This is a genomic window from Noviherbaspirillum humi (assembly GCF_900188095.1).
In the GTDB taxonomy this organism is placed as follows: Bacteria; Pseudomonadota; Gammaproteobacteria; order Burkholderiales; family Burkholderiaceae_D; genus Noviherbaspirillum; species Noviherbaspirillum humi.
This window is the reverse complement of record NZ_FZOT01000001.1, coordinates 326269-343210: the sequence shown is the minus strand read 5'-3', so window position 1 is coordinate 343210 and position 16942 is coordinate 326269. Positions and strand designations below refer to the sequence as shown.

At 64.0% G+C, this 16942-nt stretch carries 13 protein-coding genes; 7 read left to right on the top strand and 6 right to left on the bottom strand.

From position 1 onward, the window contains the following. Positions 1 to 298: 298 nt before the first annotated feature. Positions 299 to 1579 (top strand): EAL and HDOD domain-containing protein, encoded by a 1281-nt coding sequence (locus tag CHB88_RS01625; RefSeq protein WP_089397535.1) that lies wholly within the window; start codon positions 299 to 301, stop codon positions 1577 to 1579. Positions 1580 to 1604: 25 nt separating this feature from the next. Here CHB88_RS01625 and metH read toward each other — a convergent pair whose 3' ends face one another. The 3 genes from metH to rocD form a co-directional block, all read right to left on the bottom strand. Next, a complete protein-coding gene (metH, locus tag CHB88_RS01620; RefSeq protein WP_089397534.1) occupies positions 1605 to 5372 on the bottom strand; it encodes a methionine synthase in 3768 nt (1255 codons plus the stop codon). Between the two features lie 255 nt (positions 5373 to 5627). Beyond that, a complete protein-coding gene (locus CHB88_RS01615; protein ID WP_089397533.1) occupies positions 5628 to 6467 on the bottom strand; it encodes a dimethylarginine dimethylaminohydrolase family protein in 840 nt (279 codons plus the stop codon). A 37-nt stretch (positions 6468 to 6504) separates the two neighbouring features. Next, positions 6505 to 7746 (bottom strand): ornithine--oxo-acid transaminase, encoded by a 1242-nt coding sequence (gene rocD / locus CHB88_RS01610; RefSeq protein ID WP_089397532.1) that lies wholly within the window; start codon positions 7744 to 7746, stop codon positions 6505 to 6507. Between the two features lie 135 nt (positions 7747 to 7881). Here rocD and CHB88_RS01605 point away from each other — a divergent pair, with 135 nt between their 5' ends. Then, on the top strand, positions 7882 to 8355 hold the full coding sequence (locus CHB88_RS01605) for an Lrp/AsnC family transcriptional regulator (RefSeq protein ID WP_089397531.1): 474 nt from the start codon (positions 7882 to 7884) through the stop codon (positions 8353 to 8355). A 15-nt stretch (positions 8356 to 8370) separates the two neighbouring features. Here CHB88_RS01605 and fmt read toward each other — a convergent pair whose 3' ends face one another. Beyond that, positions 8371 to 9324: a methionyl-tRNA formyltransferase gene (gene fmt / locus CHB88_RS01600; RefSeq protein WP_089397530.1), complete on the bottom strand. Its 954-nt coding sequence runs from the start codon at positions 9322 to 9324 to the stop codon at positions 8371 to 8373. A 54-nt stretch (positions 9325 to 9378) separates the two neighbouring features. Then, positions 9379 to 9912: a peptide deformylase gene (def, locus tag CHB88_RS01595; protein ID WP_089397529.1), complete on the bottom strand. Its 534-nt coding sequence runs from the start codon at positions 9910 to 9912 to the stop codon at positions 9379 to 9381. Between the two features lie 178 nt (positions 9913 to 10090). Between def and CHB88_RS01590 the strand changes: the two genes are divergently transcribed. The 4 genes from CHB88_RS01590 to CHB88_RS01575 all read left to right on the top strand — a co-directional run bounded on the left by CHB88_RS01590 (position 10091) and on the right by CHB88_RS01575 (position 15963). After that, a complete protein-coding gene (locus CHB88_RS01590) occupies positions 10091 to 11185 on the top strand; it encodes a LysM peptidoglycan-binding domain-containing protein (RefSeq protein ID WP_089397528.1) in 1095 nt (364 codons plus the stop codon). A 12-nt stretch (positions 11186 to 11197) separates the two neighbouring features. Further along, positions 11198 to 12316: a DNA-processing protein DprA gene (gene dprA / locus CHB88_RS01585; protein ID WP_089397527.1), complete on the top strand. Its 1119-nt coding sequence runs from the start codon at positions 11198 to 11200 to the stop codon at positions 12314 to 12316. Positions 12317 to 12536: 220 nt separating this feature from the next. Continuing rightward, the gene (locus tag CHB88_RS01580) at positions 12537 to 13013 is read left to right on the top strand and encodes a Smg family protein (protein WP_089397526.1); all 477 of its coding nucleotides are present in this window, start codon (positions 12537 to 12539) and stop codon (positions 13011 to 13013) included. Positions 13014 to 13281: 268 nt separating this feature from the next. Next, the gene (locus tag CHB88_RS01575) at positions 13282 to 15963 is read left to right on the top strand and encodes a DNA topoisomerase III (protein WP_089397525.1); all 2682 of its coding nucleotides are present in this window, start codon (positions 13282 to 13284) and stop codon (positions 15961 to 15963) included. Positions 15964 to 16079: 116 nt separating this feature from the next. On the opposite strand, the gene CHB88_RS01570 is transcribed toward CHB88_RS01575, so the two are convergent. Then, positions 16080 to 16487: a GFA family protein gene (locus tag CHB88_RS01570; protein WP_089397524.1), complete on the bottom strand. Its 408-nt coding sequence runs from the start codon at positions 16485 to 16487 to the stop codon at positions 16080 to 16082. A gap of 196 nt (positions 16488 to 16683) precedes the next feature. On the opposite strand from CHB88_RS01570, the gene CHB88_RS01565 reads away from it, so the two are divergent. After that, a complete protein-coding gene (locus CHB88_RS01565; RefSeq protein WP_089397523.1) occupies positions 16684 to 16896 on the top strand; it encodes a glycine zipper 2TM domain-containing protein in 213 nt (70 codons plus the stop codon). Positions 16897 to 16942 lie beyond the last annotated feature (46 nt).

Sequence of the window (16942 nt, the reverse complement as noted above, 5' to 3'; positions counted from 1 at the left end):
CTTTGGTAATGGTGCGGCACATCATAGCGCGAATGCAACTGAGGAGAAGCTGCAACATCCTCTGCATCGCACAACAAAAAATGCTCGGCATTAATAAAAAATCCGCTTACATTGAATAAGACTTTTCCTACCTGCGCACCTTACGGTGTCAACAGGCCGTATGCGTCGCAAGTCTGCCAAAGGCTTGCTGGTTGTCCGCTCAGGCACCACTGCGACCCATACGACCTGTTCGCATCGATCCCGCTCCGGCAGCCGCAGGTGATGACATCGCCCATGGCCAACAACAAGAACGGGAAACATGTCTACCACGATCGCAGCCAAGCAAATGCATGCCGTCCAAGTGGCGGAATTCTTCCTCGCGCGCCAATCCATACTCGACAGGTCGCAGCAGCTGTGCGGCTATGAGCCCCTGTTTCGCAATACCGAAACCGGGCCGGCCTGCGTCAAGAATGACCTCGCAGCGACCGCCGCAGTCATCGCCCATACCGCTCATCTCGGCCTCGAGCAGGTGGTCGGCAACGCCATCGCCTTCCTGAACGTCGATGATGCCGTGCTGCGCAGCGACATCTTCCGCTTCCTGCCGCAGGAAAGAGTGGTCCTGGAGATCATCGAGACCATGCCGGTGACGCCGGCCATCATCGACCGGATTGCCGAACTGGCCAGCCAGGGTTTCCGCTTCGCCCTGGATGACGTCATCGCCGATGGACCGCAGGTGCAGGCGCTGCTGCCTCTGGTGCAAATCGTGAAGCTGGACTTGTGCGATGTTCCGGATGGGGATCTGCAAGTGCTGGCCGCCCGCTTCAAGGCGCAGGGCAAGCTGCTGCTGGCGGAAAAAGTGGAGAGCCGCGAACAGTTCGACGCCTGCATGGAACTGGGCTTCGATTACTTCCAGGGCTATTACTTCGCCCATCCCACCGTGCTGAAAGGGAAGAAGCTCTCGCCCTCCCAGCTGGCCGTGGTGGACTTGCTCACGCTGGTGGTGGCCGAGGCCGACGACGCAGCCATCGAAAAGGCCATCAAGCGCGACATCTCGCTCTGCATCAACCTGCTTCGGCTGGCCAATACGCCTTTCGTCGGCACCGGCGGATGCATCGACTCGATCGCCCAGGCATTGCGCGTGCTCGGCCGCGATCAGCTCAGGCGCTGGCTGCAGATCATGCTGTATGCCGATGCAACGCCCCAGAAGCAGCGCCGCGATCCGCTCCTGATATTGGCCACGACCCGCGCCCGCATGCTAGAGCTGCTGGCGCAGCAGCACCAGCCGGGCGATCTCGCCATGGCGGAAACCGCTTTCACCATCGGCATGGTGTCCCTCATGGATGCGCTGTTCGGCATGCCGATGGTTGAGGTGCTGTGCAATATCCCGGTTTCAGACGCCGTCGGACAAGCCCTGCTGGAGCGGCACGGCGTGTACGGCGACATGCTGTGCCTGGTGGAATGCACCGAGCAGCCGCACCCGGATCTCGCGCTCATGAGCGAGCTGCTTGGCCGGCTGCGGCTGCGTGTCGATGACTTGTATCGCGCCCAGCTGGATGCGTTCGGCTGGAGCGAAAGCGTGTCCCGGCGCACCCTTTGCTGAGCGCCGCCGCGGATCAGCCGCCGGCTCAGGAGAGATTCGGCGCCAGCCAGCGGCGCAGATCGTCTTCGCTGACGCCGCGCCGCAGCATCATGTCCTTCAGCTGATCTTCCCCGATCTTCCCGACCACGAAGTACGTCGATTCCGGATGGGCGAAGTAGAAGCCCGATACCGATGCGCCCGGAATCATGGCGAAGGACTCGGTCACCTGCATGCCGATTTCTTCGGCCTGCAGCAGCTTGAACATGTCGGCCTTCACCGTATGCTCCGGACAGGCCGGATAGCCCGGCGCCGGGCGGATGCCGCGGTACTGCTCCTTGATCAGCTGCTCGTTGGAGAGGTGCTCCTGCGGCGCGTAGCCCCACAGGTCCTTGCGCACACGCTCATGCAGGTGCTCGGCGAAGGCTTCCGCAAGTCGGTCCGCCAGCGACTTGAGCATGATGCTGCTGTAATCGTCATGCGCATCCTCGAAGCGCTTCTCGTGCTTCTCGATGCCGATGCCGGCCGTCACCGCGAACAGGCCGATATAGTCGGCCACGCCGGACGACTTGGGGGCGATGAAATCCGCCAGGCAGCGATTCGGCCGCGCCACGCCGTCGATCACCGGCTTCACGCCCTGCTGGCGCAAGCCGTAGTAGGTGAACGCGACTTCGCTGCGGGTGTCGTCGGTATAGATTTCGATATCGTCGTCGTTGACGCTGTTGGCCGGCAGCAGCGCGACCACGCCGTTGGCCGTGAGCCAGCGGCCTTCCACCAGCTTCTTCAGCATCGCCTGCCCTTCGGCGTAGACCCTGCTCGCGGCTTCGCCCACCACCTCGTCGGTCAGGATGGCAGGGAAGGGGCCGGCCAGGTCCCAGGTCTGGAAGAAGGGACCCCAGTCGATGTACTGCGCCAGTGCCGCCAGGTCGTAGTTCTTGAACGTGCGGCGGCCGATGAACTTCGGCTTCACCGGCGCGGCGGCGCCGTCGAAGGCGAGCTTGGTCTTGTTGGCGCGCGCCTGCTCGATGCTCACCATCGGCGCGGCCCGCTTGTTCGCATGCTGCTCGCGGATGCGCTCGTAATCCGCGGTGATGTCCCGCACATACTGCTCCCGCTGCTCCGGGGTCAGCAGCGACTGCGCCACCGACACCGAGCGGGAGGCATCCGGCACGTAGACCACCGGACCTTCGTAATTGGGCGCGATCTTGACGGCGGTGTGGGCGCGGCTGGTGGTGGCGCCGCCGATCAGCAGCGGAATCTTCATCATGCGGAAATGCGGGTCGCGCTGCATTTCCTTGGCGACGTAAGCCATTTCCTCCAGCGACGGCGTGATCAGGCCGGACAGGCCGATGATGTCGGCGTTCTCCGCCTTGGCCTTGGCCAGGATGTCGGAGCAGGGCACCATCACGCCCATGTTCACCACTTCGAAGTTGTTGCACTGCAGGACTACCGAGACGATGTTTTTGCCGATGTCGTGCACGTCGCCCTTCACGGTGGCAATGACGATCTTGCCCTTCGGCTTGGCGGCGACGCCGGTCCTTTCCTCCTCCTGCCGCTTCTCTTCCTCGATGAAGGGAATCAGGTGCGCCACCGCCTGCTTCATCACGCGGGCCGACTTCACCACCTGCGGCAGGAACATCTTGCCCTGGCCGAACAGGTCGCCGACGATGTTCATCCCATCCATCAGCGGGCCTTCAATGACGTTGATCGGACGGCCGCCGGCTTCCGCCACCTTGACCCGAGCCTCCTCGGTATCCTCGACGATCCACTGGGTGATACCGTGCACCAGTGCATGCGCGAGGCGCTTTTCCACCGGCTCGCCGCGCCACTCGAGGCTTTGCTCTTCCCGCTTTCCGCCGGCCTTCAGGGTGGCGGCGAACTCGATCATGCGCTCGGTGGCGTCGGGACGGCGGTTCAGCACCACGTCTTCCACCCGCTCACGCAGTTCCGGGTTCAACTCGTCGTAGACGCCGACCATGCCGGCATTGACGATGCCCATGGTCATCCCGGCCTTGATGGCGTGATACAGGAATACGGTATGGATGGCTTCGCGCGCCGGATCATTGCCGCGGAAGGAGAAGCTGACGTTGGACACGCCGCCGCTGATCTTGGCATGCGGCAGGTGCTCGCGAATCCAGCGGGTCGCGTTGATGAAGTCCACCGCGTAGTTGTTGTGCTCCTCGATGCCGGTGGCGATGGCGAAGATGTTGGGGTCGAAGATGATGTCTTCCGGCGGGAAGCCCAGCTTCTCCGTCAGCAGCTTGTAGGCCCGCTCGCAGATCTCGACCTTGCGCTCGAAGGTATCGGCCTGGCCGACCTCGTCGAAGGCCATGACGATCACCGCCGCGCCGTAGCGGCGGCACAGCTTGGCCTGGCGCAGGAACTCCTCCTCGCCTTCCTTCATCGAGATGGAGTTGACCACCGATTTGCCCTGCACGCACTTCAGGCCGGCCTCGATCACCGACCATTTCGACGAGTCGATCATGATGGGCACGCGGGCGATGTCCGGCTCGGACGCCACCAGGTTCAGGAAGCGCGTCATGGCCGCCACCGAATCGAGCATGGCCTCGTCCATGTTGATGTCGATGATCTGGGCGCCGTTCTCCACCTGCTGCCGCGCCACTGACAAGGCCTCGTCATACTGCTCGTTGAGGATCATGCGGGCGAAAGCCTTGGAGCCGGTGACATTGGTGCGCTCGCCGACGTTGACGAACAGCGACTGGTCGTCGATCACGAAAGGCTCCAGCCCCGACAACTTCATCGACGGCGTCACCGTCGGCACCTCGCGCGGCGCGATGGTTTTCACCGTCTCGGCGATCGCCTTGATGTGGGCCGGCGTGGTGCCGCAGCAGCCGCCGGCGATGTTGACGAAGCCGCTTTCGGCGAAATCCTTCAGCAGCGAAGACGTGACATCCGGCGTTTCGTCGAAGCCGGTGTCGGACATCGGATTGGGCAGGCCGGCGTTCGGATAGATGCAGACGAAGGTATCGGCGATCTTGGACAGCTCTTCGGCGTAGGGGCGCATCAGCGCCGCGCCGAGCGCGCAGTTCAAGCCCACGGTCAGCGGCCGGGCATGGCGCACCGAATGCCAGAAGGCGGCGACCGTCTGGCCGGACAGGATGCGGCCGGAGGCGTCGGTGACGGTGCCGGAAATCATGATCGGCAGGCGCTTGCCGGTCTCTTCGAAGAAGGCATCGATCGCGAACAGCGCCGCCTTGCAGTTCAGCGTGTCGAAGATGGTTTCCACCAGCAGCACGTCGACGCCGCCTTCCACCAGCGCCCGGGTCTGCTCCAGGTAGGCGGCGACCAGCTGGTCGAAGGTGACGTTGCGCGCGGCGGGGTCGTTGACGTCCGGCGAGATCGAGGCGGTCTTCGGCGTGGGGCCGAGGGCGCCGGCGACGAAGCGCGGCTTGTCCGGCGTGGCGTACTTGTCGCAGGCAGCGCGGGCCAGGCGGGCCGACTGCAGGTTCATCTCATAGACCAGGTGCGCCATGTGGTAGTCGTCCTGGGCGACGCTGGTGGCGCCGAAGGTATTGGTCTCGATCAGGTCGGCGCCGGCTTCCAGGTACTGCTCATGGATCTGGCTGATGATCTGCGGCTGAGTCAGCGACAGCAGCTCGTTGTTGCCCTTGACGAACAGTTCCTTGCCCGGCACCGCGAAATCGGCGAAGCGGCCGTTCGGCCCGCCGCGGTAATCCTCCTCCGTCAGCTTGTACTGCTGGATCATGGTGCCCATGGCGCCATCCAGGATCAGGATGCGTTGGGACAGCAGATCGCGCAGGATCGATTCGGTGGCGGAGAGGGCGTCGCGCTTCATGGCTTACTCGTGGTGGGTGATGATGGGATTGTCTTGAAAAGCAAAAAACCCGGCCTGCGCAGCGGACCGGGTCTGGATGCTTGTCCGCTTTAGCAGCATTTGTAACGGGACTGGGTACCCTGGCGCCCGCAAGCTGGGTTTGACCTTTCAATCAAATCGGCGCAATGGAATTATAAGGCAAATCAAGGATTTGCTCTGGAAAAGCCAGCTTTGGCGAAGCCGCCGGGCGACGTGTCCGCGTCGCCCGGACTGCCGTCAGGCGACGCTTCGAGCCGGGGCGAGGCGCGCCTCGTTGAGCTTCAGCGTCAGGCACTTGGCAGCGCCGCCGGCCTTCATGAATTCGCCCAGCGGCGTCTGGCGCGGGATGAAGCCGCGCGAGCGCAATTCCTTGACCAGGATTGCCGAGGCGCGATTCAGGAAGACGTAATGGCCGGTATTGACGGCATTGCAGGCAAAGGCGGCGGCATCGGCCGAGATCACCGCAATGCGCCGCTCGGCCGGAATGCGGGCGTGGATGCGTTCGCGCGAGGCCGCATCGAAGGCGGCCGGGTAATAAATCAGATAGCCGCCTTCCAGGGGGCAGAAGCAGGTGTCGAGGTGGTAGAAGCGCGGGTCGACCAGGCGCAATGGTTCTACCTCGATATCCAGCATCTGCTGCAGCAGCGGCGCGCAAGCCGACTCCGATCGATGTCCGTGGCCCAGCCACAGCAGCGGCTGGCCGCGGTCGAGCAGTGCGTCGCCGGCGCCCTCGAAGCGCAGTTCGGGCGGCAGCCGCAGCACTTCCATGCCCTGCTGCCGGAACCAGCGCTCGAAATGCGCTTCCTCCGCCTGCCGCTCCACATGCCGGAAGCGTGACAGCACCACCCGGCTTTCCAGCACCAGGCCGGCATTGGCGGTGAAGACCATGTCCGGCACGCCGGGCGCCGACGGCATCACCTGCACCTGCGCTGCCCGCGTCAGCATGCCATGCAAGGCCGACCACTGGCGCAGCGCCATGTCGCGGTTGTCCTTGGCGATATTGCCCTTCATCCAGGGATTGATGGCGTAGGCGACGGTGAAATGATCGGGGGCGCACATCAGGTAGCGGTCGGTCATGGATGGCTTCTCCTGTGAGAGGTGGTGAAGGGCGGGGTCAAGCGGCGAGGCGCTTCGCTTCGCCGGCGGGAAGAATGGGCGCCGGCAGGGCGGCGAACACCGATTCGATGATGGCCAGGGCTTCATCGACCTGCTGGGCGCTGATGATCAGCGGCGGCGCGAAGCGCACCACGGTGTGGTGAGTGTCCTTCGACAGCACGCCTTGCCGCATCAGGCGCTCGCAGAATTCGCGCGCCGAAACGATGGCGGGGTCGAGCTCCAGGCCGATCAGCAAGCCTCGGCCGCGAATGTCGCGGATGGCCGGATGGCGAATCCGGCGCAGACCGTCCATCAGCCGGCGGCCCTGCGCCTCGGCACGTTCGGCCAGGCCTTCGTCCCGCAGCAGGCGCAGGGCGGCGAGGCCGACCGCCGCGGCCAGCGGATTGCCGCCGAAGGTGCTGCCATGGTCGCCGGGCCGGAACACCGACATCACTTCCTCGCTGGCGAGGAAGGCGGAGACCGGCAACAGCCCGCCGCCGAGCGCCTTGCCCAATGTCAGGCCGTCCGGCCGCACGCCATCGTGCTGGCAGGCCAGCAGCTGCCCAGTGCGGCCGAGGCCGGTCTGCACCTCGTCGCAGATGAGCAGCACCCGGTGGCGGGAGCAGATTTCGCGGCAGGCGCGCAAATAACCTTCGGGCGGCACCACGATGCCGGCTTCGCCCTGGATCGGCTCCACCAGGAAGGCGGCGGCATCGGGCGTGATCGCCGCTTCCAGCGCGGCGGCATCGCCGAAGGGCACCGAGACGAATCCCGGCGTGAAGGGACCGAAGCCCTCGCGGTATTGCGCCTCGGAGGAGAAGCCGACGATGGTGGTGGTGCGGCCGGCGAAATTGCCGTCGCAGACGATGATCTGCGCCCTTTCCGGCTGCACTCCCTTGACCTGATAAGCCCATTTGCGCGCCGCCTTGATCGCGGTTTCGACGGCTTCGGCGCCGGTATTCATCGGCAGCGCCCGCGCCATGCCGGTCATCTCGCACAGGGTTTGCAGGAAGGGCGCGAGGCGGTCGGTATGGAAGGCGCGGGAGGTGACTGCCAGCCGCCGGGCTTGAGCGGCGAGCGCATCCACCAGGGCCGGATGGCTATGACCGAAGCTGACGGCGGAGTAGGCCGACATCATGTCGAGATAGCGCTTGCCATGCACATCCCACAACCATACGCCGGCGCCCCGGGTCAGCACCACCGGCAGCGGGTCGTAGTTCGCGGCGCAATACCGCGCTTCCATCTGGATGATCGTTTCCATTTGCCCCTCCCGAAAAAGTGAGCGGAATAGGGATCATCTTACGGATAAAGGCGAGAAACGTTTTTGCATAATCAGACATGAAACCAGTCTTATGTGCAAGAATCGTTCATCCATATACCCTATTTTGGAGAAACCATGCAGTCTCTCGACAGGTATGACCGCGCCATCCTGCGCACGCTGCAGGAAAACGGCCGCGCCTCGAACGTGGAACTGTCGGACAAGGCCAGTCTCTCGGCGCCGCAATGCTATCGCCGCGTGCAGCGCATGGAGAGCGAAGGCGTGATACGCGGCTATACGGTGAAGATCGATCCCGAGGCCATCGGGCTGGGCGTGACCGCCTTCGTCAGCCTCAACCTCGACCGCGAGCAGTTCAAGCAGGTGCGGTCCATGGAAAAGGTGATCCGGCAATTTCCGGAAATCCTGGAGTGCTACGCGATTTCCGGGGATTTCGACTATCTGCTGAAGGTGGTGGCGAGCGACCTGAAATCGCTGTCGGCTTTCCTCACCGACAGGCTGATGCAGGTGCCGGGCGTGTCCGGGGTGCGCTCCACCGTCTGCCTGGAAGAGATCAAGCCGGTCAGCCCGCTGCCGCTGGATCGCGGCCGCTGACGAGCATGGACATTGTCAGGCGAAGCTGCCGCCTTCTATCGGGAAGCCCTTGAGGAACTCGGCCGCCCGCAGGCGCTTGCCGCCGGGCTTTTGCAATTCGGCCAGGCGCAGCGCGCCGCTGCCGCAGGCAACCACCACACCCTGCTGGGCATCCGCCACCAGGACCTGTCCCGGCCGGGCGGACGAAGGCGCGGTTACCACTTCGGCCTGCCACAATTTCAGGGTGACGCCGCCGAACTGTCCGCCGGCGCCGGGAAAGGGATTGAATGCCCGGATCTTGCGCGCCAGCTGTTCGGCCGGCTGGGTGAAGTCGAGCGCCGCTTCTTCCTTGCTGATCTTGGCGGCATAGGTCACCCCCTGCTCCGGCTGCGGCGCGGCCTGCAGCGGCGCCTTCTGCAGGCGGCGCAGGGTATCGACGATCATCCTGCCGCCCAGTTGCGCCAGCTTGTCGTGCAGGCTGCCGGTGGTGTCCTGCGGCTCGATGGCAACCGCTTCCTTCAGCAGCATCGGGCCGGTGTCCAGTCCTTCCTCCATCTGCATGATGGTGACGCCGGTCTCGGCGTCACCGGACTCGATGGCCCGATGGATGGGCGCGGCGCCGCGCCAGCGCGGCAGCAGCGACGCATGGATATTGATGCAGCCATGCCGGGGCAGGTCCAGCACCCAGCGCGGCAGGATCAGGCCATAGGCGGCGACCACCATGACGTCATGCGGCGTGGCCTGCAGCAATTGCTGCGCTTCGCGCGCCGCGTCGGGATATTTTCCATCGAGCCGCAGCGATACCGGCTGCGCCACCGAAATGCCGTGCGCCTGGGCGAACTGCTTCACGGGCGAGGCCTGCAGCTGCATGCCGCGGCCGGCCGGACGGTCGGGCTGGGTGAGGACGAGGGGAATGTCGAAGCCGGCGTCGTGCAAGTCCTTAAGCGCGACGGCAGCAAATTCGGGCGTACCGGCGAAGATGATTTTCATGGGGCTGGATTGTAGCCGCTCGAGACCCTCAGCGCCGCGCCGGCAGGATGAAGGTCAGCGCACCGCCGTCTTTTTCCGGTCGCGCATGAGTTCGCGTTCTTCCTTCTGCAGCTTGGTCTTGATGCGGTTGCGTTTCAGCGGCGAGAGATACTCGACGAAAACCTTGCCCTTGAGGTGATCCATTTCATGCTGGATGCAGACCGCCATCAGGCCATCGACGTCGACCTCGAACGGTTTGCCGTCGAGATCCAAGGCGCGCACCTTGACCCGGGAAGGGCGCTCCACGCCGTCGTAGATGCCGGGCACCGACAGGCAGCCTTCGTCGTACACCTGCTTCTCCTCGCTGGCCCAGACCACTTCCGGGTTAATGAATACTTGCAGGGCATCATGAGTATCGGAGATGTCGATGACGACGATTTGCTCATGCACATCGACCTGGGTGGCGGCCAGGCCGATGCCAGGCGCCTCGTACATGGTTTCGGCCATGTCGGCGGCCAGCTTCTTCAACCGCTCGTCGAAGACCGCTACCGGCTTGGCAACCTTGTGCAACCGGGGATCGGGGTAACGCAGGATATTTAATAGAGACATACGACTTTTGCGCAACAGCGCAACGGGATAAGAACGCCTTTTGCCTTGCGAGCACCAGGATTTGTGGGCAGAATTTGATTCACTGTGGCAATATTTTCATGCCATACCGCCTAAATCAGCCTGCCGCGGCGCGACAACAACAATAAACAAACGAAGAGCCGAATTGACCGGACCACCTATGAAAAAGTTTAGCACAGCCGCACTTTTCCTTTCCCTGCTCAGCGCGTCCGCAGGCTTCGCCGCCGATGCCGGCCAGCCTGCGAATGATCCGCGCTGCGCCTTTCTGGCCAGCGCCCCGGACCAGCATGTGGTGGTGCGCGGCGACACGCTTTGGGGCATTTCCGGCCGATTCCTTTCCCAACCCTGGTGCTGGCCACAGGTTTGGGGCATGAACCGGGAGCAGATCCGCAACCCGCACTGGATCTACCCTGGCCAGATCGTCTACCTCGACCGCGCCGCCGGCCGCCTGCGCCTCGGCAACGCCATCGGCAGCGGTAATCAGATCGGCAATGCGGACGGCGATACGCTCAAGCTCAAGCCGCAGATCCGCAGCGAAGAACTGTCGGCGCAATCCATTCCATCGATTCCCTCGCACCTCATCGAGCCTTTCCTCTCGCAGCCGCTCGTCATCGGACCGGCGGAATTGAACGGCGCGCCCCGCATCATTGCTGCCGAGGCAAACCGCGTCATCCTGGGCAAGAACGACAAGGCCTTCGTGCGCGGCGACATCGGCAACGTCACCAGCTTTCAGGTGTTCCGCCCCGGCGTGCCGCTCAGGGATCCGGTGAACGGCGCCGTGATCGGCTATGAGGCCGCCTACCTCGGCACCGTGAACCTGGCGCGCGCCGCCCGCGCTCCCAATGAAGCACATATGTTTACAGTCGCGGAAGTCAAGCAGGAAATGGGCATCGGCGACCGCCTCGTGCCGCTGCCGCCGGCGCCGGTGCTGAACTATGTACCGCATGCGCCGGAAAAACCGGTCGATGCCCGGGTGGTGTCGGTCTACGGCGGCGTCAGCCATGCCGGCCAGAATCAGATCGTCACCATCAATCGCGGCAGCGCCGACGGCATCGACGCCGGTACGGTGCTCGATCTGTATCGCCTCGGCACCATCGTGCCGGACCGCACCGACCGGCGGCAGCCGGTCAAGCTGCCCGACCAGCAGTACGGCAGCCTGTTCGTGTTCCGCACCTTCGACCGCATCTCCTATGCCTTGGTGATGCAGGTCACCGATTCGGTCCAGGTCGGCGACCCGGCCAGGTCATCCGAGTAAGGTTGCGCCCGCATGGCGAGCGCCGAGCGTCATCAGGAAATCGCGGACTGGCTGCGGCTTGAGCAGACGCCCGGCGTCGGCCCCGCGACTGCGCGCAAGCTGCTGGCGGCCTTCGGCCTGCCGTCGAACATCTTCGCGGCCGATCCGGTGGCACTGCGGGACGTCGTGCCGGCGCGCGTTGCCGACGCCCTGCTGGAGCCGGTTTCCGACACCACCAGCGCGCTGATCGATAAAACGCTGACCTGGGCGCAGGCGCCCGGCAACCATGTCCTGCTGCTGGGCGATCCGGCCTATCCTTCCTCCCTGCTGCAAACCTTCGACCCGCCGCTGGTGCTCTACGCCAAGGGCAGGCTGGCCTTGCTGACGGCGCCGGCCATCGCCGTCGTCGGCAGCCGCAACGCCACCGCGCAAGGCATGGCCAATGCGGAGCGCTTCGCCGAAGCCCTGAGCCAGTCCGGCCTCGGCATCATTTCCGGCCTCGCGCTCGGGATAGACGCCGCCGCCCATCGCGGCGGGCTCAAGGGGGCAGGCGGCACGGTGGCGGTGATCGGCACCGGGCCCGACATCGTTTACCCCTCGCGCAATCACCGGCTGGCGCACGAGATCGCCGCCGAGGGCTGCCTGCTGAGCGAATATCCGCTCGGCACGCCGGCCATTGCCGCCAATTTCCCGCGCCGCAACCGCATCATTTCCGGATTGTCGCGCGGCGTGCTGGTGGTGGAGGCTGCGGCGCAATCCGGCTCGCTGATCACCGCCCGTCTGGCGCTGGAACAGGGCCGGGACGTATTCGCCATCCCGGGCTCCATTCATTCGCCGCTCTCCAAGGGCTGCCATCTGCTGATCAAGCAGGGCGCCAAGCTGGTGGAATCGGCGCAGGACGTCCTGGAAGAGATCGGGGCCTTGGCGGCGGCTTGCCGGGCGTCGACGGAGGATCCCGATGCCGGCAAGCCCGCCGACGATGTCATGACTTCACAGGTGCTGCAGGCGCTCGGCCATGATCCGGCGCCGGTGGATGTGCTGGCGATGCGCAGCGGGCTGGACATCGCCAGCCTGTCCACGGCGCTTCTGCACCTGGAAATGGAAAACCGGGTAGAGTTGCTCCCCAATGGCAATTACCGGCGTATCGTTTGATCAAGATTTCCCTTGAAATAGGGAATTCCACGCTTCTTCCGCTTGCTTTTTTCAGTTATGCTGTAATCGGACTTTCCCACTAATCAACCCTGGCGTGCAACGACCCGACTTTTCTTGATGGAATCAAGCTTGGTGTAAAGAAATTTTGAGTCTGAGAAGTGTCTCGAGTGCAGCCCCGCAGCACGGCTGTGATCCTGTTGACTAACACGAGTGTAAAGCCATGTTTGATGTCCTCGTCTATTTGTACGAAACCTATTATCGTCCCGACGCCTGCCCGGATCCGGACGTCCTGGTAAAGAAACTCTCGGCTGCCGGCTTCGAGGACGAAGAGATTTCCGAAGCGCTGGGCTGGCTGACCGATCTGGCTGAAACCACCCACGGCTTTTCCGACCATCACCCCCAGCAAACCGCGTTTTCCTTCGGCACCCGCATCTATGCGCAGCAGGAGTACGATCTGCTCGGCACGGAGGCCATCGGTTTCCTGCAGTTCCTCGAATCGGCCAAGGTGATCGATTCAATCCAGCGCGAGATCGTGATCGAGCGCGCGCTGGCCGTTGCCGCGTCGGACTTTTCGCTGGACAAGCTGAAGGTCATCGTGCTCATGGTGCTCTGGAGCCAGGGCAAGGAACCGGACGGCCTCATGTTCGATGAATTGTTCCTCGACGACGAAGACGCCGAACCCCGACTGCTGCACTGAATTTCACTTCATCCGCGCAGCGAACCAGGACGGGGCAGCGGCCGTCCGATTTGGCAGCATCCCGCCTGGCTTTCCTGCTTCAACGGCTGCGCGCTTGCCGTTCGCTGCGCAACGCGCTTATCATTGGCCGCTTGATTAAGCTCGCTTGGTCCCTATCTGTGCCGTTGCCAGGAATTGCCAAGCTTAAATTTCCGTGCCGAACCCCGCATGAACGGCCTGCGCCAATGGCGCACCTTCGGGTTGGGCACCTATCCTCGAGATCAACGTTATGACTAAAGCCCTCATCATCGCCGAAAAGCCGTCGGTCGCGAATGACATCGCGAAGTCGCTCGGCGGCTTCACCAAGCACGATGAGTACTTCGAATCCGACGAGTTCGTCCTCTCGTCCGCCGTCGGCCACCTGGTCGAAATCGCGGTGCCGGAAGAGTACGACGTCAAGCGCGGCAAATGGACCTTCACCCATCTGCCCATCATTCCGCCGCATTTCGCCCTGAATCCGATCGCCAAGACCGAGTCGCGCCTGAAGGTGCTGAACCGGCTCATCAAGCGCAAGGACGTGTCGATGCTTATCAACGCCTGCGACGCCGGGCGCGAAGGCGAATTGATCTTCCGCTTGATCACGCAGTACGCCAAGGCCAAACAGCCGATCAAGCGGCTGTGGCTGCAGTCGATGACCCCGGGCGCCATCCGTGAAGGCTTCAAGCATCTGCGCGAGGACAGCGACATGCTGCCGCTGGCCGACGCCGCCCGCTGCCGCAGCGAGGCCGACTGGCTGATCGGCATCAACGGCACCCGCGCGATGACGGCCTTCAACTCCAAGGAAGGCGGCTTCTACCTGACCACCGTGGGCCGGGTGCAGACGCCGACGCTGTCGATCGTGGTGGAGCGCGAGGAGAAGATCAAGAAATTCGTGCCGCGCGACTACTGGGAAGTGCGCGCCGAGTTCGTCTGCGCCGCCGGCGTCTACGAAGGACGCTGGCTCGACACCAGGCACAAGAAGGACGAGAACGATCCTGAGAAGCGGCCGGAGCGGCTCTGGAGCCAGGCCGCGGCCGAGTCCATCGTCGCCGCCTGCCGCGGCAAGCTCGGCACCGTCACCGAGGAGTCCAAGCCGACCACCCAGATGGCGCCGGCCCTGTTCGACCTCACCAGCCTGCAGCGCGAGGCCAATGCCCGCTTCGGCTTCTCCGCCAAGAACACCCTCGGCCTGGCGCAGGCGCTGTACGAGAAGCACAAGGTACTGACCTACCCGCGTACCGACTCGCGCCACCTGCCGGAAGACTACATCGCCACGGTGAAGCAGACCCTGGACGTGGTTGCCGAGAACCACAACTACCATCAATTCGCCAAGCAGATCCTGGACAAGGGCTGGGTCAAGCCGAACAAGCGCATCTTCGACAACACCAAGATCAGCGATCACTTCGCCATCATCCCCACCACCCAGGCGCCGAAGAACCTGTCCGAGCCGGAGCAGAAGCTGTACGACCTGGTGACGCGGCGCTTCATGGCGGTGTTCTTCCCGGCCGCCGAATTCCAGGTGACCACCCGCTTCACCGAGGTATCCGGCCACCAGTTCAAGAGCGAAGGCAAGGTCATGACCCATGCCGGCTGGCTCGCGATCTACGGCCGCGAGGCGGTGGCGCCCGAGAAGTCGGAAAAGAAGGAAGACGGCAGCGGCAAGAGCGACGGCAACATCCTGGTGCCGGTCGCGCCGGGCGAGAAGGTCAAGACCGACAAGGTGAATGCCGTCGGCCTGGTGACCAAGCCGCCCGCCCGCTACACCGAAGCGACCCTGCTGTCGGCGATGGAAGGCGCCGGCAAGCTGGTGGATGACGAGGACCTGCGCGAAGCCATGGCCGGCAAGGGTCTCGGCACGCCCGCCACCCGCGCCGCCATCATCGAAGGCCTGCTGAACGAAAAGTACCTGCTGCGCGAAGGCCGCGAACTGGTGCCGACCGCCAAGGCTTTCCAGCTGATGACGCTGCTGCGCGGCCTCGGCGTGAACGAACTCACCGCGCCCGAACTCACCGGCGAATGGGAATACAAGCTGGCGCAAATGGAGCGCGGCAGGATCAGCCGCGAAGAGTTCATGCGCGAGATCGCGCAGATGGCGCAAATCATCGTCAAGCGCGCCAAGGAGTACAACAACGAAACCATCCCGGGCGACTATGCGACCCTGCGCACGCCCTGCCCGAACTGCGGCGGCGTGGTGAAGGAAAACTACCGCCGCTTCGCCTGCACCCAGTGCGACTTCTCGATGGGCAAGACGCCGGGCGGCCGCCAGTTCGAAGTGGAGGAAGTGGAAGAACTGCTGGCCAAGCGCGAAATCGGTCCGCTGCAGGGCTTCCGCTCGAAGATGGGCCGGCCTTTCGCGGCCATCCTGAAGATTTCGCGCGACAACGACATCAACAACTTCAAGCTGGAATTCGACTTCGGCCAGAACCAGGACGAGTCGGAGGATGGCGAGGGCGTGGACTTCAGCGAGCAGACGCCGCTCGGCCCCTGCCCGAAATGCAGCAGCGGCGTGTATGAAATGGGCCTGGCCTATGTCTGCGAAAAGACGGTCGCCAAGCCCAAGGCCTGCGACTTCCGCAGCGGCCGCATCATCCTTCAGCAGGAAATCCTGCCGGAGCAGATGGCCAAGCTGCTCAACGAAGGCCGCACCGACCTGCTGCCGGGCTTCGTCTCCCAGCGCACCCGACGGCCGTTCAAGGCTTATCTGGTGCGCGCCAAGGATGGCAAGGTGAGCTTCGAGTTCGAGGAGCGCAAGAGCGCGCCGGCGCGCGGCAAGGCGGCGGCGAAGGAAGCGGGTTCGGAAGCCGCGGTGTCGGCGGTGGCGGCAAAAACCGCGGCCAAGACGCCGGCGGTGAAGAAGGCGCCCGCCACGAAGAAGACGGCGGTAAAGAAGACTGCCGCCAAGAAAGCGCCGACGCGCAAGCTGGCGGCGTAAGCAGGGCGCCAATATCCCGCCTGATGTTCCTCCCGAGGGCCGGCAGCATGCCGGCCCTTTTCATTTCCGCTTCGGCGTCAGCACTGGCCGGCCAGTGCCGTCCATCGGTACCGGCGTCATTGCCGGCTCGGTTCGAAACCCGCGTAGCGCGGCGCGTCATCTTCGAGCGCCGCCCATGGAGGCAGATCGGCGACGAAGATGTGCGCCGCCGGCACGGCGTCGGTCGGGCTGTCGATGCTTCCCATGCGCAGGCGCAGCACGCCGGGATCATCGACGCGGCGCGAATACAGCGGGCTGCCGCACTGGCGGCAGAAGGCGCGCATCTTGCCGGGAGACGATTCATATTCGGCAATCGACGCTTTCCCCTCCAACCATTCCAGCCGTGCCGCATCGACCGGTACCGCGACCACGCCGGATGAGCCTTGCGCCTTGCGGCAGTGCGCGCAGTGGCACACCGTGACGACGCCGAAATTTCCGGCATAACGATACCGGACCATGCCGCACATGCAGCTGCCTTCTACCATGCGCTTCCTTTCGAGATGATGCCAGGCGGATGAAGGTCTGCGCCTGGAGGTGATCGCAAGCGCCGACCGGGGGTTACATTTTGTCGCAATTGCAAATGTCTAAATGGAACTCCGGTTTCAACGCGGAAGTCGAAACCATACGAATTCAACATCATGCGCGGCTTGCTGCGCTTTCCATCCACCACCGGAGGTAAACATGTTCAAGCGTACCGTAGTTTCGATTGCCAGCGCCGTTGCCCTCGTCTCCGCTCTTTCCGGCTGCGGCACACCTTCACGTCAAACCGTTGGCACGGCCGGCGGCGCGGCCCTTGGCGGCGTGGCAGGCAATGTGCTGACCAATGGCAGCACCCTCGGCACAGTGGGCGGCGCCGCAGTGGGCGGCGTCATCGGCAACCAGCTGGGCAAATAAGCAGGCTTTGGCGGGCGCCCTGGCGCCCACCCATCCACAAGGGCGA